The organism is Micromonospora sp. NPDC047557 (assembly GCF_043205095.1).
GTDB lineage: Bacteria > Actinomycetota > Actinomycetes > Mycobacteriales > Micromonosporaceae > Micromonospora.
In genome coordinates, this window is the sequence record NZ_JBIDDK010000005.1 from 184,833 (window position 1) to 208,628 (window position 23,796).

Annotated in this window: 21 protein-coding genes; 16 read left to right on the forward strand and 5 right to left on the reverse strand. The window is 70.4% G+C overall.

Annotated elements, in window-relative coordinates; all coding sequences use genetic code 11:
• Positions 1–34: 34 nt before the first annotated feature.
• The 10 genes from ACGGAQ_RS15680 to ACGGAQ_RS15725 all read left to right on the forward strand — a co-directional run bounded on the left by ACGGAQ_RS15680 (position 35) and on the right by ACGGAQ_RS15725 (position 10,162).
• Complete coding sequence (locus ACGGAQ_RS15680; protein WP_393049329.1) at positions 35–985, forward strand: NBR1-Ig-like domain-containing protein; 951 nt, start codon at positions 35–37, stop codon at positions 983–985.
• Between the two features lie 198 nt (positions 986–1,183).
• Positions 1,184–2,041: a peptidoglycan-binding protein gene (locus tag ACGGAQ_RS15685; RefSeq protein ID WP_393049332.1), complete on the forward strand. Its 858-nt coding sequence runs from the start codon at positions 1,184–1,186 to the stop codon at positions 2,039–2,041.
• A 33-nt stretch (positions 2,042–2,074) separates the two neighbouring features.
• The gene (locus ACGGAQ_RS15690; RefSeq protein ID WP_393049334.1) at positions 2,075–2,959 is read left to right on the forward strand and encodes a peptidase inhibitor family I36 protein; all 885 of its coding nucleotides are present in this window, start codon (positions 2,075–2,077) and stop codon (positions 2,957–2,959) included.
• Between the two features lie 6 nt (positions 2,960–2,965).
• A complete protein-coding gene (locus ACGGAQ_RS15695; RefSeq protein ID WP_393049336.1) occupies positions 2,966–3,889 on the forward strand; it encodes a SpoIID/LytB domain-containing protein in 924 nt (307 codons plus the stop codon).
• A gap of 142 nt (positions 3,890–4,031) precedes the next feature.
• Positions 4,032–4,688: a GntR family transcriptional regulator gene (locus ACGGAQ_RS15700; protein WP_393049665.1), complete on the forward strand. Its 657-nt coding sequence runs from the start codon at positions 4,032–4,034 to the stop codon at positions 4,686–4,688.
• An 84-nt stretch (positions 4,689–4,772) separates the two neighbouring features.
• On the forward strand, positions 4,773–6,587 hold the full coding sequence (gene atzF / locus ACGGAQ_RS15705; RefSeq protein ID WP_393049339.1) for an allophanate hydrolase: 1,815 nt from the start codon (positions 4,773–4,775) through the stop codon (positions 6,585–6,587).
• A gap of 38 nt (positions 6,588–6,625) precedes the next feature.
• The gene (locus ACGGAQ_RS15710; RefSeq protein ID WP_393049341.1) at positions 6,626–7,315 is read left to right on the forward strand and encodes a cysteine hydrolase family protein; all 690 of its coding nucleotides are present in this window, start codon (positions 6,626–6,628) and stop codon (positions 7,313–7,315) included.
• A gap of 9 nt (positions 7,316–7,324) precedes the next feature.
• Entirely contained in the window at positions 7,325–8,014 is a 690-nt protein-coding gene (locus ACGGAQ_RS15715; protein WP_393049344.1) for a cysteine hydrolase family protein, read from the forward strand.
• Positions 8,015–8,026: 12 nt separating this feature from the next.
• Positions 8,027–9,664 (forward strand): regulator, encoded by a 1,638-nt coding sequence (locus ACGGAQ_RS15720; RefSeq protein WP_393049346.1) that lies wholly within the window; start codon positions 8,027–8,029, stop codon positions 9,662–9,664.
• A gap of 111 nt (positions 9,665–9,775) precedes the next feature.
• A complete protein-coding gene (locus tag ACGGAQ_RS15725; protein ID WP_393049349.1) occupies positions 9,776–10,162 on the forward strand; it encodes an AtzH-like domain-containing protein in 387 nt (128 codons plus the stop codon).
• A gap of 79 nt (positions 10,163–10,241) precedes the next feature.
• On the opposite strand, the gene ACGGAQ_RS15730 is transcribed toward ACGGAQ_RS15725, so the two are convergent.
• On the reverse strand, positions 10,242–10,523 hold the full coding sequence (locus ACGGAQ_RS15730; RefSeq protein ID WP_393049351.1) for a hypothetical protein: 282 nt from the start codon (positions 10,521–10,523) through the stop codon (positions 10,242–10,244).
• Positions 10,524–10,535: 12 nt separating this feature from the next.
• Positions 10,536–11,384, reverse strand: a complete 849-nt coding sequence (locus ACGGAQ_RS15735; RefSeq protein ID WP_393049354.1) for a hypothetical protein — start codon at positions 11,382–11,384, stop codon at positions 10,536–10,538.
• 608 nt (positions 11,385–11,992) lie between these two features.
• On the opposite strand from ACGGAQ_RS15735, the gene ACGGAQ_RS15740 reads away from it, so the two are divergent.
• From ACGGAQ_RS15740 to ACGGAQ_RS15750, 3 genes are all read left to right on the forward strand, one after another.
• Positions 11,993–13,459, forward strand: a complete 1,467-nt coding sequence (locus ACGGAQ_RS15740) for an endo-1,4-beta-xylanase (protein WP_393049356.1) — start codon at positions 11,993–11,995, stop codon at positions 13,457–13,459.
• Between the two features lie 170 nt (positions 13,460–13,629).
• A complete protein-coding gene (locus tag ACGGAQ_RS15745) occupies positions 13,630–15,414 on the forward strand; it encodes a hypothetical protein (RefSeq protein WP_393049359.1) in 1,785 nt (594 codons plus the stop codon).
• 60 nt (positions 15,415–15,474) lie between these two features.
• Complete coding sequence (locus tag ACGGAQ_RS15750) at positions 15,475–16,557, forward strand: glycosyltransferase family 2 protein (protein ID WP_393049361.1); 1,083 nt, start codon at positions 15,475–15,477, stop codon at positions 16,555–16,557.
• Positions 16,558–16,599: 42 nt separating this feature from the next.
• On the opposite strand, the gene ACGGAQ_RS15755 is transcribed toward ACGGAQ_RS15750, so the two are convergent.
• Positions 16,600–17,535, reverse strand: a complete 936-nt coding sequence (locus ACGGAQ_RS15755) for a hypothetical protein (protein ID WP_393049363.1) — start codon at positions 17,533–17,535, stop codon at positions 16,600–16,602.
• A gap of 168 nt (positions 17,536–17,703) precedes the next feature.
• On the opposite strand from ACGGAQ_RS15755, the gene ACGGAQ_RS15760 reads away from it, so the two are divergent.
• A complete protein-coding gene (locus ACGGAQ_RS15760) occupies positions 17,704–18,732 on the forward strand; it encodes a DUF1731 domain-containing protein (RefSeq protein WP_393049366.1) in 1,029 nt (342 codons plus the stop codon).
• Here ACGGAQ_RS15760 and ACGGAQ_RS15765 read toward each other — a convergent pair.
• Positions 18,722–20,455, reverse strand: a complete 1,734-nt coding sequence (locus ACGGAQ_RS15765) for a cellulose binding domain-containing protein (RefSeq protein WP_393049369.1) — start codon at positions 20,453–20,455, stop codon at positions 18,722–18,724. The two genes, ACGGAQ_RS15760 and ACGGAQ_RS15765, sit on opposite strands and share 11 nt — an antisense overlap.
• A 704-nt stretch (positions 20,456–21,159) precedes the next feature.
• A complete protein-coding gene (locus ACGGAQ_RS15770) occupies positions 21,160–21,363 on the reverse strand; it encodes a hypothetical protein (RefSeq protein ID WP_393049372.1) in 204 nt (67 codons plus the stop codon).
• Between the two features lie 34 nt (positions 21,364–21,397).
• Here ACGGAQ_RS15770 and ACGGAQ_RS15775 point away from each other — a divergent pair, with 34 nt between their 5' ends.
• Positions 21,398–22,936 carry a polysaccharide lyase family 1 protein gene (locus ACGGAQ_RS15775; RefSeq protein WP_393049374.1) on the forward strand — a complete coding sequence of 513 codons (1,539 nt, stop codon included), beginning with the start codon at positions 21,398–21,400 and terminating at the stop codon, positions 22,934–22,936.
• Positions 22,937–23,115: 179 nt separating this feature from the next.
• Positions 23,116–23,757, forward strand: a complete 642-nt coding sequence (locus ACGGAQ_RS15780) for a TMEM175 family protein (protein WP_393049377.1) — start codon at positions 23,116–23,118, stop codon at positions 23,755–23,757.
• Positions 23,758–23,796 lie beyond the last annotated feature (39 nt).

The following is a 23,796-nucleotide window of genomic DNA, read 5'->3' on the forward strand; positions in this document are numbered from 1 at the left end:
AACGTCTGACGGAGTCGTCTGACATGGGGGACTGATGAAGGACCAGCGTGCCGCCGCGGAGTCGAGTCAGGACGGACGGGCCGCCGAGAGGTTCGCCGAGCAGTTGCGGACACTGCGCAGCGCTGTGGGAGACCCGTCGTTCCGCAAGATGGCGGGGCGGTCTGGTCGGATCTCGCACACGACCCTGCACGAGGCCGCCGCCGGGACCAGGTTTCCCTCCTGGGAGACCACGCGGGAGTTCGTCCGAGCCTGCGAGGCGGACGAGGCCCAGTGGCGGCGCCGATGGGAGGACGCGCAGCGCCCGGGGATGGCCCAGCCCAGCGAGGACGCTGACCTCGCGCCCGTCGTCGCCACCTCCGCGTCGGTCGTCGCCGCGTCCGCGCCGACGGAGCAGGGCGCGTTGCAGGTCGTCGAGTATCCACGGGCCGAGGAGGGCGTCGCGAGTACGCGGCGGCGTCGCCTGCCGTGGCTCAACGCCGCCGCCGCCGCGGTGGTGCTGGTGGTGGCGGTGGCAGCCGTCCTGGGCGCAACCGTTCGTGACCGGTCGGGCCCCGACAACTCCGGCACCCCGACCGCGTCACCGTCAGCGGTGGCGTCGCCGTCCACGACGGCGTTCTCGGACTCGTTGATTCCCGGGGACTCGAGCAAGTTCATCGCCGACGTCACCATCCCCGACGGCACCCAGGTGAAGGTGAACGCCCAGTTCGACAAGGTGTGGGCTCTCGCGAACGTGGGAAAGGTCGTCTGGCACAACCGGTACCTGGCGCGTACGGACCCCACCGCCGGCGGCGACGGTTGCCTGACACCGAACCGGGTGCCGATCGGTGACACGCCACCCGGCGAGCAGGTGATGATCCGTGTTCGGGTCACCGCGCCGAGCCGCCCCGGCAAGTGTTGGGTCAGTTGGAAGATGGTCGACGAGACCGGTCGGGAGTACTTCCCCACCCGGCGGCCGGTGTACTTCATGGTCACCGTGACCGCCTGACGACTCGCCCCGAGCGGCGTGCGGGTGCGCACGTCCGCTGTCAGGCAGGGGCTCGACCCAATCTGACAACACCGTATTCATCGAGGTCAGTGGCGGCTTGACGGATCTGACAGGACACCGGGGTACCGAACAGCAGGGCACTTCTCGCAGGGTGATGTCGCACCGAGAACGACTCACCAGCTACGAGGAGGACACATCTTGCGCCGTCCCTGGTTAACCGTCGGGCTCGCCGCGCTCTGCGTGGCAGTCGGCGTCCCGGCCCACGCGGCGGCATCCGGCGCCACAGTACAGCGGACCGCCACCACGGCTGCGTTGCCCGTGGTGAACATGGAGGCCACGGTCCTGGCCGCCCAGATCGACCCCCGCCGTGCCGACAACACGCTGACCCCGGGTGCGAAGAGTTCCGTGCTCGCCGTCGAGCAGGCGCTCCAGGCCAGGAAGCTGCTGGACGCGCAGTGGGTCGACGGCTACTTCGGCACCGTGACCGTCTCGGCGTACGCGGCCTACCAGCGCTCGCTCGGCTACACCGGGCTGGCCGCGAACGGGCTGCCCGGCACGACGTCGCTGACGAAGCTCGGGCTGAACCGCTACACCGTCGGCAACACGATCGGTCCGGGCGCGAAGGTCCCGCGCGACGGGTTCGTCGTCAACGCCCGTACCCAGGCGATGCTGGCCGAGGCCCAGCGTCTGCTCGGCTACACCCTGGTGCTCGAACAGGGCTCGTACAACCCCGGGGGTGACCCCACCTCGGCCGGCACGCACGACGGCGGGGGCGTGGTGGACATCGCGGTCACCGGCATGACCGCGGCCCGGCGCACCGCCGTCGCCAGGGCCCTGCGCCAGGTCGGCTTCGCCGCCTGGGTCCGCAACCCGAGTCAGGGCGACTGGCCGTGGCACATCCACGCGACGGCGATCAACGACACGGACCTGTCCAGTCAGGCGCAGCACCAGGTCGGCGACTACTACCTCGGCATGAACGGCCTGGCCAACCAGGGACCGGACGACGGCCCCCAGATCCCCATCAAGACCTGGGAGCAGTACCAGCGCGGGCAGTGACCCGCACCCCTTCACCGTTTCCGAAAGGACACCATGAACATCCGTAAGAGTCTCGCCGCCGCCGGCGTAGCGCTGGCCGCGACCACCTCGATCCTCAGCGTCGCATCGCCCGCATCGGCGGCGGCCCGGGACGGGGTCTGCGACAGCGGCGAATTCTGCTACTACTACAACAGCGACAACGCGGGATCGATCTCGGACTTCACCGGTTCGCTCGACGACTACGGCACCGAGCAGCCCTCGTGCTACGACTTCAAGGGTGCCGGCGCTGGCAAGGGCCTGTGCATCAAGAACGAGGCCGCCTCGGTCTGGAACCGCAGCACCAAGACCGTACGCGTCTACTACAACAGCGGCTACGCCGGTTCTTACCAGGACTTCGCGGCCGGCGCGAAGGGCAACCTCAACGCCACGCTGAAGAACAACAACGCCTCGCACCAGTTCTCGCCGTCGACGCGCACGAACCTGTCGTACGCCCTGTACCAGGCCAGCGGCGGGGCGGTCACGTGCGGCTTCGACGGTTACACCACCACGCCCGGCCGCCACGAGGGCATCGACATCGCTCGCAGCGTCGGTTCGGACGTGCACGCCCTGGTCTCCGGAACTGTCACCTACGTCGCGCAGGGCAGCACCGGCAGCGGCGGCCTGTCCACGATCTCCGTCTACAACTCCTCGCTCAACAAGACGGTGATCTACCTGCACACCGCGCCGAGGTCCGGGGTGAGCGCGGGCGACACCATCAGCAAGGGCGAGATCATCGCCGATGAGTCGTGGCACGGGGTGTCCTCCAGCTCGGGCGCGCACACCCACGTCGAGGTCCGGGCCGGCCGGCAGACCCACGCGGCCGTCAGCGTCGGTGACCCCACCCTGGACAACGCCGACCCGACCGCGTTCTGGAACTCCCAGGGCTACAACGAGAGGTAGGACGTCGTGAATATCCGCAAGGGCCTCGCCGTCGTCGGCGCCGTCCTCGCCATGTCCACCTCCATCCTGAGTGTCGCCTCGCCGGCAGCGGCGGCCGAACGGGACGGAACCTGCGACAGCGGCGAGTTCTGCTACTACTACAACAGCAACCAGGCCGGCTCGGTCTCCGACTTCACCGACTCGCTGGACGACTACGGCACGACCCAACCGACCTGCTACGACTTCAAGGGCGCGGGCGCCGGCAAGGGCCTGTGCGTGAAGAACAACGCCGCGTCGGTGTGGAACCGTACCGGCAAGACCGTGCGGGTCTACTTCAACAGCAACTTCGCCGGTGCCACCCAGGACTTCGCGTCCGGGGCGAAGGGCAACCTCAACGCCACGCTGAAGAACAACAACGCCTCGCACGAGCTGCTGAGCGGGCCGACGGGCTGTAGCACCGACGGCACCAACAGCAAGCTGCCGAGCACCATCCTCGTCTACCGGGTCAGTCTCGGACGAGTCGATCGGGTCGACTTCAAGACGTACGTCAAGAACGTCCTCCCGAACGAGTGGATCACGAGTTGGCCGGCCGCCTCGTTGGATGCCGGTGCGATGGCAGTCAAGAGCTACGCGTGGTACTGGGCGCTGCACTCGACTCGCAAGACGTCCGGCGGCCAGTGCTACGACGTCCGGGACGACACCGGCGACCAGGTCTACCGGCCGTCGTCGGCGCAGACGTCGACGTCTGCGGCGGTGGACCGGACCTGGTCGACCCGGATGACCCGCAGCGGCAACATCCTGCGGGCGCACTACTGCGCGACCACCACCGCGTGCGGTGGCTGGGTGGACGGGGACTGGCTGTCGCAGTACGGCTCGCGTGACCTCGCGAACTCGGGCAGCAGCTACCAGACGATCCTGCGCCACTACTACCGCGACGTGGTCATCTCCTGACGTCACGCGTCAACCGTGCCGCCCGCCGCACCTCCGCGGCGGGCGGCACGCGCGTGGGGAGCCCGGGTCGGTCGCCGGGCCGACAGGACGCGTCCGCGCCGGTCGTACGGCGACGGGTGGCAGACTCGTCGGCGTGAACGACATGGCCGCATCGACGGTGGACGGCGAGCTGGAGAGCGTCAGTCTGGTGGACCTCGCCGTCTCCCGGCTGACCCGGGAGATCCTCAGCGGCAAGAGCGACCCGGGTGAACGCCTCGTCGAGGAGCAGTTGACCCGCCGGCTGGGGATCAGCCGGGCTCCACTGCGGGAGGCGCTGCGGTTGCTGGCCCAGCAGGGCCTGGTCGAGCACGTGCCCCGGCGCGGAGTCCGGGTGGCCACCCTGTCCGACCGCGACGTGCGGGAGCTGTACGAGCTGCGGGACGTGCTGGAACGATTCTCGGTGCGAGCGGGGATACCGGTCGGCCGCGAGAGCGACCTGGCGGGGTTGCGGGCGACGCTGGACCAGATGCGGGAGGCGACCCGGGCCGGCGACCGGATGACGGTCGCGGAGTCGCACCGGGCGTTCCACGTCGCGCTGGTGGCGCTCGCCGGCAACCGCCACCTCTCCGCCGTGTACGGCTCGATCCTGGTGAAGTTGCAGCTCTACATGGCGATCAACCTGCGCCGCGAGGCGGAGATGGCGCAGCCGCTGGACGGGGTCCACCGGCACGAGCGGCTGTTCGAGGCGGTCGTCGGGGGAGACCCCGAGGAGGTTCTCGCCGTGCTCTCCGCGCACGGGGCGCGTTCGTACCTCGACTAGGCCCCCGATCGGGGTACGCGTGCCGTCATGTCCTCGTTACAGAGCGCGTGATTCGCTGTAACAGAACGGTCGACAATCGACAGTATGCCAGAGCGAGTGGGGTCCATCTCGGAGCTTCGGACGGCGTACCGCGAGGGTGGCCGAACCCCCGTCGACCAGGCCGAGCGCATCCTGGACGGCCTGGCCGGGCGTGACGGCGAGCCGGTCTGGATCAGCACCGTCCCGGCCGACCGGCTGCGCGAACGGGCCGAGTCGCTGACCCGCCACGGTGATCCGGCACTGCCGCTGTACGGGATCCCGTTCGCGGTCAAGGACAACATCGACGTCGCCGGCATGGTCACCACGGCCGGCTGCCCCGACTTCGGATACCTGGCCGCCGAGGACGCTCCGGTGGTGCGCCGACTGCTCGACGGCGGCGCGCTACTCGTCGGCAAGACCAACCTGGACCAGTTCGCCACCGGCCTCACGGGGGCCCGCTCGCCGTACGGCAGCTGCCAGAGCGTCTTCGGCGGCGGCCTCATCTCCGGCGGTTCCAGCTCCGGCTCCGCGGTCGCGGTCGCCGCGGGCCAGGTCAGCTTCGCACTGGGTACGGACACCGCCGGCTCCGGCCGGGTGCCCGCGGCGCTCAACGGGATCGTCGGCCTCAAGCCCACCCGGGGTCTGCTCAGTACGGCCGGCGTGGTGCCGGCCTGCCGTTCGCTGGACTGTGTGTCGGTATTCGCCCCCGACGTGGCCGGCGCCCTCGACGTGCTGCACGCCGCCCGTGCCGTCACCTCGGCCGACCCGTGGGGACGTCCGTTGCCGGCGGAGCGGGTGGTTCCCCGCATGCCGGGGACCCTACGCCTCGGGGTGCCGCGCGCAGAAGACCTCGAATTCTTCGGCGACAGCGGGCAGGAAGCCCGGTTCGCCGCCGGCGTGCAACTGCTGCGTACCCTCGTCGGGTCCCCGCGGTCGGTGCCGCTCGGCCCCTTCTTCGCGGCGGGGGACCTGCTCTACCAGGGGCCCTGGGTGGCCGAGCGGCTCGTCGCGCTGGGCGGTTTCCTGCGGTCGCACCCGGAGTCGGTCCTCGCGGTCACCCGGGCCGTGTTGGAGACCGGGTGGCGCTACGACGCGATCGACGCCTTCCGGGGCCAGCACCGGCTGCGCGAGCTGCGCGCGCAGGTCGACCAGCTCTGGCAGGACGTCGACGTGCTGGTCGTGCCCACCGTCGGCACCACGTTCACGCTCGACGAGATCGCCGAGGACCCGATCGGGCGCAACGCCATGCTCGGCCGCTACACCCAGTTCGCGAACCTGCTCGACCTGGCCGCGGTGACCGTACCCAACGGGTTCACCGCCGCCGGCCGGCCGGCGAGCCTGACCCTGCTCGGCCCGGCGTTCAGCGACACCACCCTGGCCCGGCTGGCCGCCACCCTCACCACGGGCGGCGCAACCGGTCCGGAGGTCGAGCCCGGCCCGCCGCCGATCGAGGTGCCGGCCCAGCGCCGGGCGGACGTGCTGATCGCCGTGGTCGGGCGGCACCTGGCCGGCGAGTCCCGCAACGGCGAGCTGCTCGGGCACGGCGCGGTCCTCGCCGGCACCGCCCGCACCGCGCCGCTCTACCGGCTCTACCGCATGGACACGCCCGACGGCGAGGGACTGCCCGGTCTGGTCCGGATCGCCCCGGACGGGCCGCCGGGCCATCCCATCGAGGTCGAGCTGTGGCGGTTGCCCAGCGCAGCGGTCGGTGGGCTGCTGACCGGCGTGCCCGCACCCCTCTCGCTCGGGTGGGTCCGCCTGCACGACGGGCGGGACGTGCTCGGTTTCCTCTGCGAAGCGTATGCCGCGGGCCCGCCGGCCGAGGACATCAGCGCCAGCGGTGGGTGGCGGGCCTACCGCCGTTCCGCCGCCCGGCGCTGACGCGGGCGGCACCAGCGATCACGACAGGAGGCGAGAGGATGGGCAGCATCGGACCGGTACCGGCCAACCCCTACCCGTGGCCGTACGACGGCGCGGCCGACACCGCGCGTACCGCACTGCTCTGCATCGACTGGCAGACCGACTTCTGTGGGCCGGGCGGCTACGTCGACGCGATGGGTTACGACATCGGCCTCACCCGGGCCGGCCTGCCGGCCACCGCCCGGCTGCTGGAGCACGCCCGATCGCTCGGGATGCTCGTCGTGCACACCCGGGAGGGGCACGACCCGCAGCTGTCCGACCTGCCGGCGAACAAGCGGTGGCGGTCGGCGCGCATCGGCGCCGAGATCGGGACGGCCGGCCCGGCCGGCCGGATCCTGGTCCGGGGTGAACCGGGCTGGGAGATCGTGCCCGAGGTCGCCCCGGTGGCCGGCGAGGTGATCATCGACAAGCCGGGCAAGGGCGCCTTCTACGCCACCAACCTCGACCTGGTGCTCCGCACCCGGGGCATCACCCACCTGATCCTCACCGGCATCACCACCGACGTCTGCGTGCACACCACAATGCGCGAGGCGAACGACCGGGGTTACGAGTGCCTGATCCTCTCCGACTGCACCGGCGCCACCGACAAGGCCAACCACGACGCCGCGCTGCACATGGTGACCATGCAGGGCGGCGTCTTCGGCTGCGTCACCACATCCGAGGACGTCATCGCCGCCACGGCGAAGTGAGGTGCGCCCATGTTGACCATCGCCGCACGACCCGGCCCGTACTCCTTCGACCTCCCGAGCACCGCGCTGCTCGTCATCGACATGCAACGCGACTTCCTGGAGCCCGGCGGCTTCGGTGCGAGCCTGGGCAACGACGTCAGCCAGTTACGCACGACGATCGCGCCGCTCGCGGCGCTGCTGGCCGACGCCCGCGCCGTCGGCCTGACCATCGTGCACACCCGCGAGGGGCACCTGCCCGACCTGTCCGACTGCCCGCCCGCCAAGCTCCACCGGGGCGCGCCGAGCAAGCGGATCGGTGACCCCGGCCCCAAGGGCCGGATCCTGATCCGCGGCGAGTACGGCCACGACATCGTCGACGAGCTGGTGCCGCTGACCGGCGAGCCGGTCATCGACAAGCCCGGCAAGGGCGCCTTCCACGCCACCGATCTGGACGCCCTGCTCGTCGAGCGGGGCATCCGCAGCCTCCTGGTCACCGGGGTCACCACCGAGGTGTGCGTGCACACCACAGTCCGGGAGGCCAACGACCGCGGGTACGAGTGCCTCGTGCTCGCCGACTGTGTCGGGTCCTACTTCCCCGAGTTCCAGCGGGTCGGGCTCGACATGATCGCCGCCCAGGGCGGGATCTTCGGCTGGGTCGCCGACTCGGCGCAGGTACGCGCCGCGCTGCCCACCACGTCCGCGTTGCAGCCCTCCTCCTGACCGGGAGCAGCCATGGTCCCCACGAAGCCCACAGTCGTCCCGCTCCCGTACTGGGTGCGCGGCGACACCAACGCGTTCTTCGGTTTCGGCGTCAACGTCCTGGTCAACGTGCTCACTCTGACCGGGCTCTGCATCGCCGTGGTGAACCTTCCCGAGGGGGAGGTGTTCGGCACCATCCTGCCGGCGCTCGGCATCGCCCTGGTCGCGGGCAACGTCTACTACACCTTCCTGGCCCGCCGCCTCGCCCGCCGGGAGAACCGCGCCGACGTGACGGCCCTGCCGTACGGGCCGAGCGTGCCGCACATGTTCATCGTCATCTTCGTCATCATGCTCCCGATCTACCTGCGTACCCAGGATCCGGTGCGGGCCTGGGAGGCCGGGCTGGCGTGGGCCTTCATCATCGGCGTGATCGTGCTGATCGGCGCGTTCGTCGGGCCCTACATCCGCCGGTACGCGCCCCGGGCCGCGCTGCTCGGCACCCTCGCCGGAATCTCGATCACCTTCATCTCGATGAACCCGGCCGGGCAGATGTGGCGCATGGCCTGGGTCGCTCTGCCGGTCTTCGCGTTGCTGCTGATCGGTCTGCTCACCGACGTGAAGCTGCCGTTCAACTTCCCGATCGGGCTCGCGGCGCTGCTGGTGGGCACCGCGATCGGCTGGGCCGGCGGTGCGATGTCGGTGCCCGACGTCACGGCGGCCGCGCGGGACATCGCGGTCGCCGTACCCTCGCTCAAGCTCGACCTGCTGGTCACCGGGCTGTCCGACATGGCGCCGTTGCTGGCGACGGCGATTCCGCTCGGCGTCTACAACTTCACCGAGGGCATGACCAACGTGGAGAGCGCGGCGACCGCCGGTGACAACTACAACCTGCGCAGTGTGCTGCTGGCCGACGGCGCGGGCGCGGTGATCGGTGCAGCGCTCGGGTCGCCGTTCCCGCCCGCCGTCTACGTCGGCCACCCGGGCTGGAAGGCGGCGGGTGGACGCAGCGGCTACTCGATGGCGACCGGCGTGGTGATCGCGGTGCTCTGCTTCCTCGGCATGTTCGGGCTGCTCGCGGCGATCTTCCCGACGGCGGCCATCGTGCCGATCCTGCTCTACATCGGTCTGCTGATCGGGGCGCAGGCGTTCCAGGCGACCCCACGGGCGCACGCCGCGGCCGTGGTCGCCGCGCTGATTCCCAACATCGCCGCCTGGGCGACCGGGCAGATCGACAACGCCTTGGCGGCGGCCGGCACCAGCGCCGCCGCGGTCGGCGACGACGCGCTCAACGGCGCCGGCGTGGTGTACGACGGGCTGCTGGTGCTCGGCCGGGGAGCCATCCTCGCCGGCCTGGTGCTCGGCGCGGTGGTGGTCTTCATCATCGACAAGCGGTTCGTCCGGGCGGCGATCTTCGCCGGCACCGGCGCGGTGCTCTCGTTCATCGGGCTGATCCACGGCGAACGGATCGAGTGGAACGCCAACGGACAGGTGGCGCTCGGCTACCTCTTCGTCGCGGCGATCTGCGTGATCGTCGCGCTCGGTCGGCCCACGCCGCGCGATCCCGACCCGGAGGAGGCCGAGCTGGACCGGCCGCCCAATCCGACCGCATCCACCAGCCCCGCCACCGATCGAGCGGAAGACGAGCAGAAGACGTCGGCCCTGAGCGGCTGAGCCGGCGGTCCCGGAGGGATGCCGACACCTTCCCACCGGGCCGGCCAGGTGCCGACGCCTTCGCAACGGGCCGGCCAGGTGCCGACCCGACGGATCGAGAGGACGTACCGCGTGGAGATCGATCGGACGGACGTGGTCACCGAGGTGGCGGCGGCCTTCGCCGGCTACGAGCGGGCGCTGGTCGACGGCGACGCCGAGGGGATCTGCGGGTACTTCTGGGACTCCGACCGGACCGTGCGGTTCGGCCTCGCCGACCACCAGTACGGGTTGGACGAGCAGCGCAAGTGGCGGACCGCGCAGCCACCGCTGCCGGCCGGCCGACGGCTTGTCGACCCGATGATCAGCACGTTCGGCGCGGACCTCGCGGTCGTGACGACCCGCTTCGGGTACGCCGGCGCCGCCGCCACCGGGCGGCAGACCCAGACCTGGGTACGCCTGCCCGTCGGCTGGCGGATCGTCACCGCCCACGTCTCCGAACCGGCCGCGGACCCCGGCTGAATGGACCCGACGGCTCGTCGGCTTCGAATGAGGGCTCGACGAAGCACCCCGCCCGGCATGGACGGGGTGCTTCGTCGGTTCATCCGACGTCGGTGCCGGGCACCGGTCGGGCCTCGTCGGCGCTCGACGCCGGGGCGGCCACCTCGATCCGGGGCGACCGGTCCGGCGGAAGATGGGCGCGGTCGGCGATCACGACCACGTCCACCTCTCCGTCGATCATCTTCTGCTCGACGGCCTCCCACGGGGCCCGCAAGATCCCGCTCAGTCGGTAGTCATGCCGGCGGAGGTGGGTCAGACACGTCGCGATGGCGTGCTCCGACGGCTCGATGTCGGCGGGTACCCAGATAATGGCTAGTTCCATGATCTCTCCTGATCAACGTCGTGGACGTGGGTGACAGATCAGGAGCTGCCGTGGCGGTGGGGGACCCCGCTCCACGGGCCGACTGGTGGCGTGGCTGTCGAAGGAAAGGACGGTACGCCCCCGGTGCAGCGGTGCGACGGGCGGCGGCCCGTTGGCCGCCGACGCCTTCTGGTCGAGCCCGCCGGCGCCGTTGTTGGCGCCGACGGGGGCGGACACGAATGCCGGCACCAGCGCCGGTTGCCCCGGGAAGGGCCCGGCGGGAGGGTGCGGTGCCGACAGCGGTCGAGCGGTCAGCGCCGCCAGCGTTCGAGCCGGCGCGCGGCCGTCGACGGTGCCGGGAAGGCTCGCCCGGGACACCATCGCCGTCACGTGGGTCAGCGGCGGTGGCGCGGTGGTGCGTGCGGCCGGCGAGGCCGAGGCAGACGGAACGCGCGCGGCCGGCGGCGGGGACGACTGTCGCGCCCGGGTTCGTCGGGTGGGCGTGGCGGTCGGCGGTTCGACCGACAGCGCAGCGGTGACGCTCGGCAGGGGCAGGGGCAGGGGGACGGCCGTCGGCACGGGCCGGGGGACGGCTGTCGGCACGGGCCGTGGGAGGGTCGTCGGCACGGGTCGGGGGAGGGCTGTCGGCAGGGGCAGGCCAACGTCCAGCGGTGTCTCGACCACGTCGGGCACCAGCGCCCCGACGATCCCCGGTGCGGTGGCGTCCTCCGCCGGCGCGCCGGCAGACGGTGACGGTGACGGGGCGGCGTGTGCGGGCTCGGCGCCCAGGGCCGCGGCGAGGGCCGCCGCGCCCAGTGCTGCCGCTCCGAACGCCGCTGCGCCGAGCGCCGCCGGCGGCGAACACCGCTTCGGCCGCCTCACGCCGTCCCATCCATGCACGGACTGTTGCCCCCGGGTAACTCGGGCTACACCTGTCGCGGGCCGATCCGCGGCCACCGCGCCGGTCCAGCTTCGCCGGGCCCGAGCGGCGCGCGGATTCCCGCCCGGCGGCCCCTGCGGTACGCGGGGCAGGTGACTTGGACTGTGAGCGATAACAAGGCCATCGCCCGGTGCGCCTACCACGTCGAGGCGGCACGGATCGTCGAACCGTTCCCGTACGGACGTCGACAGGTGGCAATGATCCACGCTCCGCGAACCGATTCGGCCGGGTCGCCATGTGGCCGGCTCGTTACGTCTTGACGAACAGCATGTTATCGCTCACTCTCGATGCAGAGGCTGGCGGCGTCAGTGGCTCACCGGGCGAGTCCCGCGGTCGCGCCTCGAAGCACGGCGTCCCCGGGCAGCGGACGTCGTCTCAGGACTCGCGTGGTTGCCGGCGAGCGCCGGCCAGGCTGCGTGCGCCGGTGCGCGGTGCCCAGGATGACCGTTCCGGATTCCTCGGCTCACGCCGGCGTCCGCCGTCGGGACCAGTTCGTCCTGAGTGAAGTGGCACATCACCACCACCGATGCAACCACTGAGAAGGAACGACATGAGACCCAAGAAAGCTCTGCTGGCGACGGCGACCCTCGCGGTCGCACTGACCGCGGGTATGACTGTGGCGCTCGCGCCGATGGCCAGCGCCGGAACGACGTTGAAGGCGTCGGCGGCCGAGAAGGGCCGCTACTTCGGCGCCGCCGTCGCGACGGGCAAGCTCTCCAACAGCCAGTACGTCGGCATCCTCAACAGCGAGTTCAACAGCGTCACCCCCGAGAACGAGATGAAGTGGGACGCCACCGAGCCGTCCCAGGGCCAATTCAGCTACACCGGTGGTGATCGTCTCGTCAGCCACGCGCAGGCCAACGGCATGAGCGTGCGGGGGCACGCGCTGTTGTGGCACGCCCAGCAGCCGGGTTGGGCGCAGGGCATGTCCGGCACCGCGCTGCGCAACGCCGCGATCAACCACGTCACGCAGGTCGCCACCCACTTCCGGGGCAAGATCTACGCCTGGGACGTGGTGAACGAGGCGTTCGCCGACGGCGGCAGCGGCGGTCGACGGGACTCGAACCTGCAGCGCACCGGCAACGACTGGATCGAGGCCGCGTTCCGCGCCGCCCGCGCCGCCGACCCGGGCGCGAAGCTCTGCTACAACGACTACAACACCGACGGCATCAACGCGAAGTCCACCGGCATCTACAACATGGTGCGCGACTTCAAGTCCCGCGGCGTGCCGATCGACTGCGTCGGCTTCCAGTCCCACCTGGGCACCACGTTGGCCAGTGACTACCAGGCCAACCTGCAGCGCTTCGCCGACCTCGGCGTCGACGTGCAGATCACCGAGCTCGACGTGATGACCGGCTCCAACCAGGCCAACATCTACGCCTCGGTGACCCGCGCCTGCCTGGCCGTCGCCCGCTGCGCCGGCATCACCACCTGGGGCGTCCGGGACAGCGACTCCTGGCGCGGGTCCGACAACGCGCTGCTGTTCGATGGATCGGGCAACAAGAAGCCGGCGTACACCTCCGTCCTCAACGCCCTCAACGGGGGCAGCACCTCACCCACCACGCCCCCGCCGAGCGCCGGGGTGGACACCACCGCCTGGTACGTGCTGGTCAACCGCAACAGCGGTAAGGCGCTCGACGTGTACGGACGGGCGACCACCGACGGCGCGCGGATCGATCAGTGGGCCCGCAACGACGGCGCGTGGCAGCAGTGGCAGTTCGTGGACTCCGGTGGCGGCTACTACCGACTGAAGTCCCGCAACTCCGGCAAGGTGCTGGACGTCTACAACTTCTCCACGGCCGACTCCGCGGCGATCGTGCAGTGGAGCGATGGCAACGGCACGAATCAGCAGTTCCGGCTGGCCGAGTCCTCCGGCGGCTACCTGCGCCTGATCAACCGCAACAGCGGCAAGGCCGTCGAGGTGCAGGGCGCGTCCACCGCCGACGGTGGAAACATCGTGCAGTATGCCGACTGGGGCGGCACCAACCAGCAGTGGCAACTGGTCCGTGTCGGGTAGCCACCTGACCCGCTGAACCGGCAGCGCGGTGGCGCGGACCACTTCGTCCGCGCCACCGTCGCCGCTGCCCGCGACGCCCTGCGGTACGCGACAGTTGAATCCCGTGCCTGCTCATCCACGCTTCGGACAGCGGATGGACAAGGCCAGCACTATTGGAGAGCATCTATTTCATGATTATCCGGTCCGCCACCCCGCCACCGACCACGGAGAACGCGCCGCCCGAGCCGATCTCCGACGACCGGCCACCTGCCGATTGGGGTCGATGGCGCTGGGCCCGTTCGGAATGGACCGTGGCGGTACTGGCGAGCCTGCTGCTGGCGGTGGTGCTGACCTGGCCGACGCTGCGGCATCCGGCGAGCACGATCCCCGGCGACCTGGGCGACCCGCTGTTGCAGGCGTGGCAGGTCGCCTGGTCGGGGCATGCTCTGCTCAGCAGCCCGGCCGACCTCTGGCACTCCAACACGTTCTACCCCGAGAAGTACACCTACGCCTACAGCGACACCCTGCTCGGCTACGCGCCGATGGGAATGCTCGGCTCCGGCTTCACGGCCGCCGTGATCCACTACAACGTGCTGTACGTGCTGCTGCACGCCTTGGCGTCGCTCGGGGCGTACGCCCTGGCGCGGCAGCTCGGCGCGAACCGGTGGGGCGGGGCCGTCGCCGCGATCGCGTGGGCGTACGCGCCCTGGCGGTTGGCGCACTCCGGGCACCTGAACATCCTGTCCAGCGCGGGAATCGCGCTGTCGCTGGCCATGCTGGCCCGTGGCCACGGCTGGTCGCTGCGCCACGGGTACCGGCCGGAGCTCCGCCGGCCCGGCTGGGCGTTGGCCGGGTGGCTGGTCGCCGCCTGGCAGGTCACCCTCGGCTTCGGCATCGGCCTGCCGCTGGTGTACTTCCTGCTGGCCGCGGTGCTGGTGGCGGCGGGTTGCTACGGCTGGTCCTGGTGGCGGCGGCGGGAGCGCCCGCCGTTCGGTCGGCGGCTGTTGCTCGCTGATCTGCTCGGTGGGGGTGCGTTCGGCGCGGTGACGCTGTTGCTGGGCATGGTCTACCTGCGCGTCGTCGATCTCAACCCGCAGGCCGAGCGGACGCTGGACTGGACGAAGATGTTCTCGCCTCCGCTGATCGGGTTCGTCACCGCGCCGGCGGATTCGTGGCTGTGGGGCGAGCGGCACGCCGCCGCACGCGAACAGCTGTCCTGGCCGCCGGAGATGGCGCTGCTGCCGGGGATGATGCTGATCGGGCTGGCCGCGGCCGGGCTGTTCCTCTCGGCGTATCCGCTGCGGCACCGCATCGCGCTGGGGCTCGGCGTGGTCGGCACGGTGCTGCTGGGCCTGGGCGCCACCCTCGGCGGTGACGGCGACCCGGGCTACCTGACGCTGTCCACGCTCCTGCCGGGCTGGGACGCGTTGCGTACCCCCGGGCGGATGATGCACTGGACGAGCCTGCTGCTGGCGGTGCTGGCCGCCGGTGCGGTGACGGCGCTTGCCGAATCGCTGCGCGAGTCCTCGCCCCGCCAGTGGACGCGGATCCTCACGCCGCTGGTCCTGCTGGTGCCGTTGACCATGGTCACCCTGGAGGGCGTCAACCGGACACCCCACCCGACCGTGCCACAGCCACCGGCCGCGATGCGGACGGTGCAGGACCCGATCCTGGTGCTGCCGGCCGGCAGCGTGGGCGATCTGACGTACATGCTGTGGACGACCGACGGATTCCCCCGGGTGACCAACGGTCTGGCCGGCTTCGAGCCGGTCAGCCAGGCGCAGACCCGGACCGCGGTGGCGTCGTTCCCCGATGCGGGCAGCGTGGCGTACCTGCGGGGGATAGGCGTGCGGTCGGTGGTGTTCGTGCCGAGCCGCGCCGCGGGGACGCCGTGGGAGGGCATCGAGGCCCGGCCCGTCGACGGGCTGGGTATCACCCGGGAGGATCTTGATGGCACGCTGGTCTACCACCTCTGACCGCGCGGGCGCCGGGCTGGCCGGCGTCGGCAGCGGATGCCCGGCTACGGGCGGGGCGAGGTGACGAGAGTGCGTTTGTCAGTCGTGGTGCCCTGCTTCAACGAGGAAGCGTCGGTGGAGCGGTTGCACGAGACCGTGTGCGCCGCCCTCGCCGAGCTGCCCGACGTGGACGTCGAGGTGGTGTACGTCGACGACGGCAGCGAGGACGGCACCCTCGCGGCGCTGCGTCGACTCGCCGCCGCGGACCCCGCCGTCTGCTACACGTCGCTGAGCCGCAACTTCGGCAAGGAGGCGGCGATGCTCGCCGGGTTGCAGCGGGCCACCGGCGACGCGGTCGTCATCATGGACGCCGACCTGCAGCATCCGCCGCGGCTGCTGCCCGAGATGGTGATGCTGTACCAGCAGGGCTTCGACCAGGTGATCGCCCGTCGGGACCGGCGCGGCGACCGGTTCGTGCGGATGGTCGCCTCGCGGTCCTTCTACCGCGTGATCAACTGGTGGATCGACGTGCGCCTGCAGGACGGGGCGGGTGACTTCCGTCTGCTGTCCCGACTGGCGGTGGACGCGATCCTGGCGATGCCGGAATACAACCGCTTCTCCAAGGGACTGTTCTCCTGGATCGGCTTCCGCACGGCGGTGGTGGCACACCCCAACGAGAGCCGGCAGTCGGGGCGGAGCAGGTGGACGTTCGGCAAGCTCTTCAACTACGCGTTCGACGGCCTGCTGTCGTTCAACAACCGGCCACTGCGCCTGGCGATCTACGGCGGCCTGTTCCTCACCCTCATCGCGCTGGTCTACATGGCCTGGGTGGTCGCGGACGCCGTCGAGAAGGGCATCGACGTTCCCGGCTACACCACCATCATCGTCAGCGTGATCGGCCTCGGCGGCATCCAGATGACGATCCTGGGCGTGATCGGGGAGTACATCGGCCGGATCTACTACGAGACCAAGCGCCGACCGCACTACCTGGTGCAGGAGACCGAGCACCTGCTCGCGGAGAACGGCGAGGCGCCACGGCGGCCCGTCTCGCCAGCGCCACGTTCGGCCGCGCGCGGCCAGCGGACGGTACCGGTCCGGGAGGACTCCCTCGGCCGGACTCCCGCACCCCACCGGCGGGAGGCCCACGACCGCGACACCGGCTGACCCGGGCATGCGGGTGTCGGGCGTCTGCCGGAGTGCGGTCGGTCAGCGGCCGCAGGACCGGCACGCGCCGCGGGTGCGCAGGTGGTAGTCGGTGGACGCGGCGAGGAGGCCCAGCCCCAGGAGGCAGTACGCCGACAGGGCCACCCAGAGGAACACGTCGGAGAACTCGCCGGCCGATCCCGATGCCACCTGCGTCAGCCCCATTCCGAAGTAGGCCACGATGCTCGCCCCGAGCCCGAAGCCGGGCACCAGCAACAAACGTCGGGGGATCGTGCGGCCGGCGAGCAGCGGCACCCATCCCGGCCAGACCTCACCCCAGTGCCGCACCAGTGCCAGCGGCAGCAGCGCCCCGGCAAGCACCAGACCGATCTCCAACCCGATCACCGAGGCGTCCTGCGTGAGACCGTCGAAGCCCACCACCGCCTGGGCCGCGAACCGGGCCACGAGGCCGGCCACCGCCACGTACGCGGCCCAGCGCGCCCACGGCGCGGGTGCCGATCGCCGGTGGCCGGGTCGGACCGTCCGGCAGCAGTCCGGGCAGTCGCCCCGGGTGCGCCGCTGGTAGCGGGCGGTGGCCAGGCCGAGCAGCACCGCTCCGGTGACGCATCCGAGTCGGCTCGCGAACGCCACCGGATCGAAGGACGGGCCACGGGCGAACAGCAGGAGGCTCACCAGCTCCGGCAGCAGGATCGCGGCGGCCGCGACCAGCGCCCCACCGAGGGCCCAGGCGAGTCCCGCGAGCATCGGCCGCCAGGTCGTCGCCCGGTCCAACGCCACCGCCGCCGCGCCTGCGGCCAGGCACAACACCACCGACCGCCAGCCGGTGAAGCCGAGCAGGTCGGTTCCGAACGGGCCGAACTCCGGCGCCTCTCCGAGCGTCCACGCCAGACGTACGCCGCCGTAGGCCACGGCCCAGGCGAGTACGGCGTAGGTCAGGCCGTTGCCGCTCCTGCGCGCGATCGCTCCCGGTCTCGTCATGCGTCCGATCCTCGCGGGGCTCCGACGGGAGCGGTCCCCTCCTGTCGGGGAAGGCACTCCCCGCAGGGAGGGAGCCGCGCTGACCGATCTTGATCCGGCGGCGGTTCCGCCGTACGCTCGAAGCATGGTTGAACATGTTCAAAAACTGGTGCCGGCCGAGGATCGACCGTGAAGATCGTCATTCCGGGTGGCACCGGCCAGGTCGGCGCGATCCTGGACCGGGCGTTGACCGCACAGGGTCACGACGTCGTGCTGTTGACCCGCTCGCCCAGGGGTGCGCGTCAGGTTCGCTGGGACGGCGCCACGCTCGGCGACTGGGCCCGGCAGATCAACGGCAGCGATGTGGTCATCAATCTGGCCGGGCGCAGCGTGAACTGTCGGTACACCCCGGAGAACCTCGACGCCATGATGCGCTCCCGGGTGGAATCCGCGCGGGTTGTCGGCGAGGCCATCGCCGCGGCCGACCGGCCGCCCAGGGTGTGGATGCAGATGAGCACCGCCACCATCTACGCGCACCGCTTCGACGCCGCCAACGACGAGCGCGACGGCGTGCTCGGTGGCGGCGAGCACGGTGTGCCCGGGTACTGGTCGTACAGCGTCAGGATCGCCCAGAACTGGGAGGCCGCGCAGGAGCGGGCGGTGACTCCGCACACGCGCAAGGTCGCGCTGCGCTCGGCGTTGGTGATGAGCCCCGACCGCGGTGGTGTGTTCGATGTGCTGAGCTGGCTCGCGCGGCTCGGGCTCGGCGGCTCGGTCGCCGGCGGTGGGCAGTACGTCTCGTGGATCCACGACCAGGATTTCGTCCGCGCGGTGTGTTTTCTGATCGACCGCGGCGACATCGCGGGGCCCGTGAATCTGGCCGCGCCCGGCGCGGTGCCACAGCGGGAATTCATGCGGGCGCTGCGGTCGGCCTGGCGGATGCCGGTCGGCCTGCCGGCCACCCGGTTGATGGCGGAGATCGGCGCGTTCGTGCTCCGGTCGGACACCGAACTGCTGTTGAAGAGCCGGCGCGTCGCCCCGGGCCGGCTCTCCGCCGCGGGCTTCACGTTCGACCATCCGGGGTGGCCCGATGCCGCCGTGGACCTGGCCCTGCGACGCCGGCACGCTGGCCCGGTGGGGCGTGGGGGAGCGCACGGTCGCTCGCACCCCCACGCCCGGTCGCCGCGCGACCGACTCCCGGGAGCGGTCAGAGAGTGAACACGACTGTCGAGATGCTGCGTGCGCCGACGTTGATGGTGGCCTGTCCTCCGTTCACGCTGGTCGGCTGGCTGGCCGCGTTGGCGTTCTGCGAGGTGAGGTAGTACTCGGCCCTGCTGACGTTCTGCGGCGCCTGGATCACGGCGTTGTTGACCGCGCTGTTCGACCGGTTGAGGATCACCAGCGTGATCTTGCCGTCGCCCTGGTAGGCGGTCACCTCCAGCGGCGAGGCCTTGGAGCTCTTGCTCAGAGCCACCCGCTGATAGCCCGGCCGGACGTACTTCGCGTACTGGGAGAACGCGTACCCGCGCTTGAGCGGAGCGCCCGCGGTGGTGCCGTAGGCAGCCTCGCCGTCGCCGATGAAGGAGTAGTAACGCTTGCCGTACCACCAGATGTAGGCGCTCCAGTTCGACTCCATCGACTTGTGCACCGTGCGCATGATGTCGTCGAGCGTCTCGTTCCAGACCGCCAGGTTGGCGGGGTTGCCCCAGATGTTGGAACCGCCGCCGTCCGCCTCGTGGTAGTTCCACTCGGTCATCCACACCGGCTTGTTGTACTGGGCGGCCAGGGAGTACGGCGCCAGCCGTCCCGCGGCCTCGGTGCCGTACAGGTGGCCGCCGATGTAGCCGATGTTGTTGCGGGCGGTCGCGTCGTTCAGGGTCGGGTCGGTGTAGCCGTAGTTCATGTTGACCGCCTCGGCGACCATCAGCTTGCTGTTCTGCACCTTCGTGCCCTGATCACGGACGAAGTTGCGCAGCTCGGTGCCGCTCCAGTCCATCGAGTCGTAGTCCGGGTGCCAGTCCGGCTCGTTCTGCACCGACGTGACGTCGATGGTCACGCCCTGGCCGCGCATGTACTGGACATAGCTGTTCAGGTGGTTCGCGTAGTCGTCGTAGTAGTCCGTCTTCAACTTGCCGCCGTTGGTTCGGCTGTTGTTGGTCTTCCACGCCGCTGGCGCCGTCCACGGTGAGGCGAGGATCTTCACACCGGACCCGTACGACTTCGCCGTCTTCAACGAGTTCACGTGGGTCGCCCATTCGCCGGAGACCGGCGAGAGCCCGGTGCGCACGATGGACAGACCGAGCTGGTTGGCACCCATCCCGACCAGCGTCTGGGTGTCGGTCGTCGACCAGGCGCTGCCCCAGATGGACTGGGCGGCCCCGAACCCGTCGATCGTCTGGTACCGGGTGGCGCTGTTCACCGTGATGTCCGCCGGCCCGTTGGGTGGCGGAGTGGTGGGTGGCGGCGTGGTCGGCGGCGGTGTCGTCGGGGGTGCCGAGGTCGGCGGCGGTGTGGTCGGCGTCGTGCCGCCGGTGCAGGTCACACCGTTCAACGCGAAGCTGGACGGATCGGGATTGCTGCCCGTCCACGAGCCGTTGAACCCGAACGATGCCGTGCCGTTGGTGGGGATGGCCCCGTTGTAGCTGACGTTCTTGGCGGTGACCGCGGCGCCGCTCTGGGTCAGAGTCGTGTTCCACGCCTGCGTGACGGTCTGGCCCGCGCTGTAGGACCAGGTCAGCGTCCAACTGCTGACCGCGTCGCCGAGGTTGGTGATGGTGACGTTCGCGCCGAAGCCGCCCTGCCACTGCGACGACACGGCATAGTTCACCGCACAGCCGGCGGCTGCGGCACCGGCCGGCGCCGCCAGGGCGACCGCCGTCGACGCCAGCAGGACGGCACCGGCCGAGACCAGGGCGGCCTTGGTCACTCTTCGTTTTCTCATGAGACTTCTCCTGAAGGGGTGGTGGCGGCCGACGCATCCGGTGGTGCGCTCTTCGGGCGAGCGCCGGGCGGTACGTCAGCAGTGCGTCAGGCGATGCTCGGGAGCGCTCCCAAGCGTGCGGCGGCGGGGTGTCGACATGTCGCCCGTCCAGTCCAGCCCCGCATGGCAACCCGCGACATCACCTGTCGGCCACCGACTCTCGCGCTACGCAGACAGGCGCGGAGAAGACACCGGGGGAACGCCGGTGCGGCGGCCGGGACGGCGGCACCGATCGGCCCTCGTGCCATCGGTCGCGGGTACGCGAGCGGCGGCAGGACTGATGGTGCGGCGAACGGGTCCAGCGGGACTGTGGCACCCTCCTCTGTCGGCCGGTTCCCTGAAGCGGGCCGGCCTCGCTGCTCATTCGCGGGCTCGCGGGTGAGTGCCGCACGGCGAGCGTACGAAACAGTTTCTCGTTGCCAGGAATTTATTTCGTCAAGTGGTGCCTGTCAATGCGTCACGCGTGCCTCTCGTCCGGCGCGACGGTCCGGGCCTGCTTCCCATGGCCCGGGGGTGCGGGAACGGCCGAGAGCCTGCTCGTCCGGGCCGAACCGGCTGCATCGGAGTGCTCGGGCGGGCCGGCGCTCCCCTGCGTGACCAGCGTCTGCAAAAAACCTGCAAACGCCAACCCTTGCCCAGAGGGAAACCGCTTTCCTACGATTGCGTTACATCGATGTTTCATTGCCGAACTGGGCGGGCGCGTATCGGGATGCGCCTTCGGCGACGTGCCGCTTGGCCAGCGGTTTCGCCGCGCATGCCAGGGCGATGAGGTTCTCGGCGATGAGCCACCAATTCATTGCCGTCAATGCACAGTGATCGACTTGAATCGCGTACCCGCCGAGGGTCGGCGCGTCGATCGCCGCTGCCATCGGCACATTCAGACGATGACGAAGGAGACGCGACATGAGAAGACCAGTCGCACTGCGACTTCAGGCAGCGCTGGCCACGGCCGCTGTCGGGATCGCGGTGGGCATGACACTCTCCACGCCACAGGCGTCGGCGGCGGCCGGCACCGCCACCGGCTACGCCACCCAGAACGGCGGGACCACCGGCGGCGCGGGCGGGCAGACGGTGCGGGCCAGCACGGGCACCGCGATCCACGCGGCGCTGTGCGGGCGTGCCAGCAGCAGCACCCCGATCACCATCGAGGTGACGGGGACGATCAACCACGGCAACACCAGCAAGGTGTCGGGGTCGAGCTGCAACACCGCCGACGGCGTGATCGAGCTCAAGCAGATCAGCAACGTCACCATCATCGGGGCCGGCAGCGGTGCCATCTTCGACCAGTTGGGCATCCACATCCGTGACTCCAGCAACATCATCATCCAGAACGTGACGGTCCGGAACGTCAAGAAGTCGGGTTCGCCCACCTCCAACGGTGGAGACGCCATCGGCATGGAGAGCACGGTCCGCAACGTCTGGGTCGATCACGTCACCCTGGAGGCGTCCGGCGGGGAGTCGGAGGGCTACGACGGCCTGTTCGACATGAAGGACAACACCCAGTACGTGACCCTGTCGTACAGCATCCTGCGCAACTCCGGTCGTGGCGGCCTCATCGGCTCCAGCGAGAGCGACCTCTCGAACGGCTTCATCACGTTCCACCACAACCTCTACGAGAACATCGACTCCCGTACCCCGTTGCTGCGCGGCGGCATCGCGCACATCTACAACAACCACTACGTGAGCCTGCACGAGTCCGGCATCAACTCCCGGGCCGGCGCACGGGCCAAGGTGGAGAACAACTACTTCCGGAACTCGAAGGACGTCCTGGGCACCTTCTACACCAACGAGCGCGGCTACTGGCAGGTCAGCGGCAACACCTTCGACAACGTCACCTGGTCCAGCGCGGGCAGTGAGAACTACCCCGCCGGCCCCAACCCGACGTCCACCACCACCGTCAGCATCCCGTACGCGTACCGCCTGGACGGCGCGAGCTGCGTACCGGACGTCGTGCGTCAGACGGCCGGCGCCAACACGGGTCTGCGGGTCTCCGACGGGAGCTGCTCGCCGCAGACGCCGCCGCCGACCACGGCTGCGCCGACCACCGCGCCGCCCACCACCGCGCCGCCGCCGAGCGGGATCAACCTCAGTCTGGGGGCCGGGGCCGACGGTTCCAGCAAGGCCAGCGGAACCAGTTACGGCAACGTGCGCGACGGTGACCTCAGCACCTACTGGTCGCCGGCCGGTTCGACCGGCTCCATCTCGATCAAGTGGGGATCCGCCACCCGGGTGTCCCGAGTGGTCATTCGGGAACCCTCCGGGACCCAGGGATCCATCGGCTCCTGGCAGCTCGTCAACCACGACACGGGCGCCGTCCTGGCCTCCGGCAGTGGCGCGGGCGCGATCACCTTCTCCGCGACGGCACTGAGCAAGATCACCTTTACGATCACCAGCTCGGGCGGTACGCCGCGGGTCGGCGAGTTCGAGACGTACGCCAGCTAGCCAGTGGATGGGCGGGGGTGGCGGCCGTGCCGCTCCCGCCACCGCAGTGGTCCACGAAGGACGCGGGCGGGACCACATCGGCACTCGGCAATCACGCTCGGTGGCTGCCGTATGACTGCTAGCATGCGGCAATGTCCGCAGCTCAACAAGGGATTCAGTCAGGCGACAGTGGTCCCGCGGTGACCGATGCGGGCCGGCTGGCGGCGTTCAGCGACGCGGTGTTCGCCATCGTCATCACCCTGCTGGTGTTGGATCTGCGGGTACCGGATTTCCACGAGGGTGGGCTGGCCGACGGGCTCCTCCGAGAGGGTCCGTCCTATCTGGCCTTCGTGGTGTCGTTCATCTATGTCGGTGTTCTCTGGCTGAACCATCACGCCGTGCTCCAGTTGGTCCGGGGCACCACCGCCGCCTTCAGCTCGATCAACCTCGGCATCCTCTTCGGAGTGGTGATCATTCCATTTCCGACAGCCGTCCTGGCGTCGGCGCTGGCCGACGGCAACACCGACGATCTGCGGGTGGCGGTCGTCCTGTACGCGTTCGCCGCGTCACTGATGTCGGCGCCCTGGTGGGTGCTCTTCGCCTATGTGCGCCGCCACCCGGCGCTGCGTGCCGACACCGTCGACCAGGAGCAGGTCCGGGTGCAGGAGATTCGCCCGATCGTCGGCCTGGTTCTCTACGGCCTCACCGGGGTGCTCGGCTGGTTGGTGACCCCACTGCTCGGCCTGCTCGGTGTGGTCGTGATGATCATCTTCCACGGCGCCACCAGCCAGGGCCTCCGCCACGGGCCGCGGCGGCGGACACGCGGCGCCCGCCGGAGCTGATCCACCCGCGTCCCACCGAACCTCGATTCGCGCAGGTCA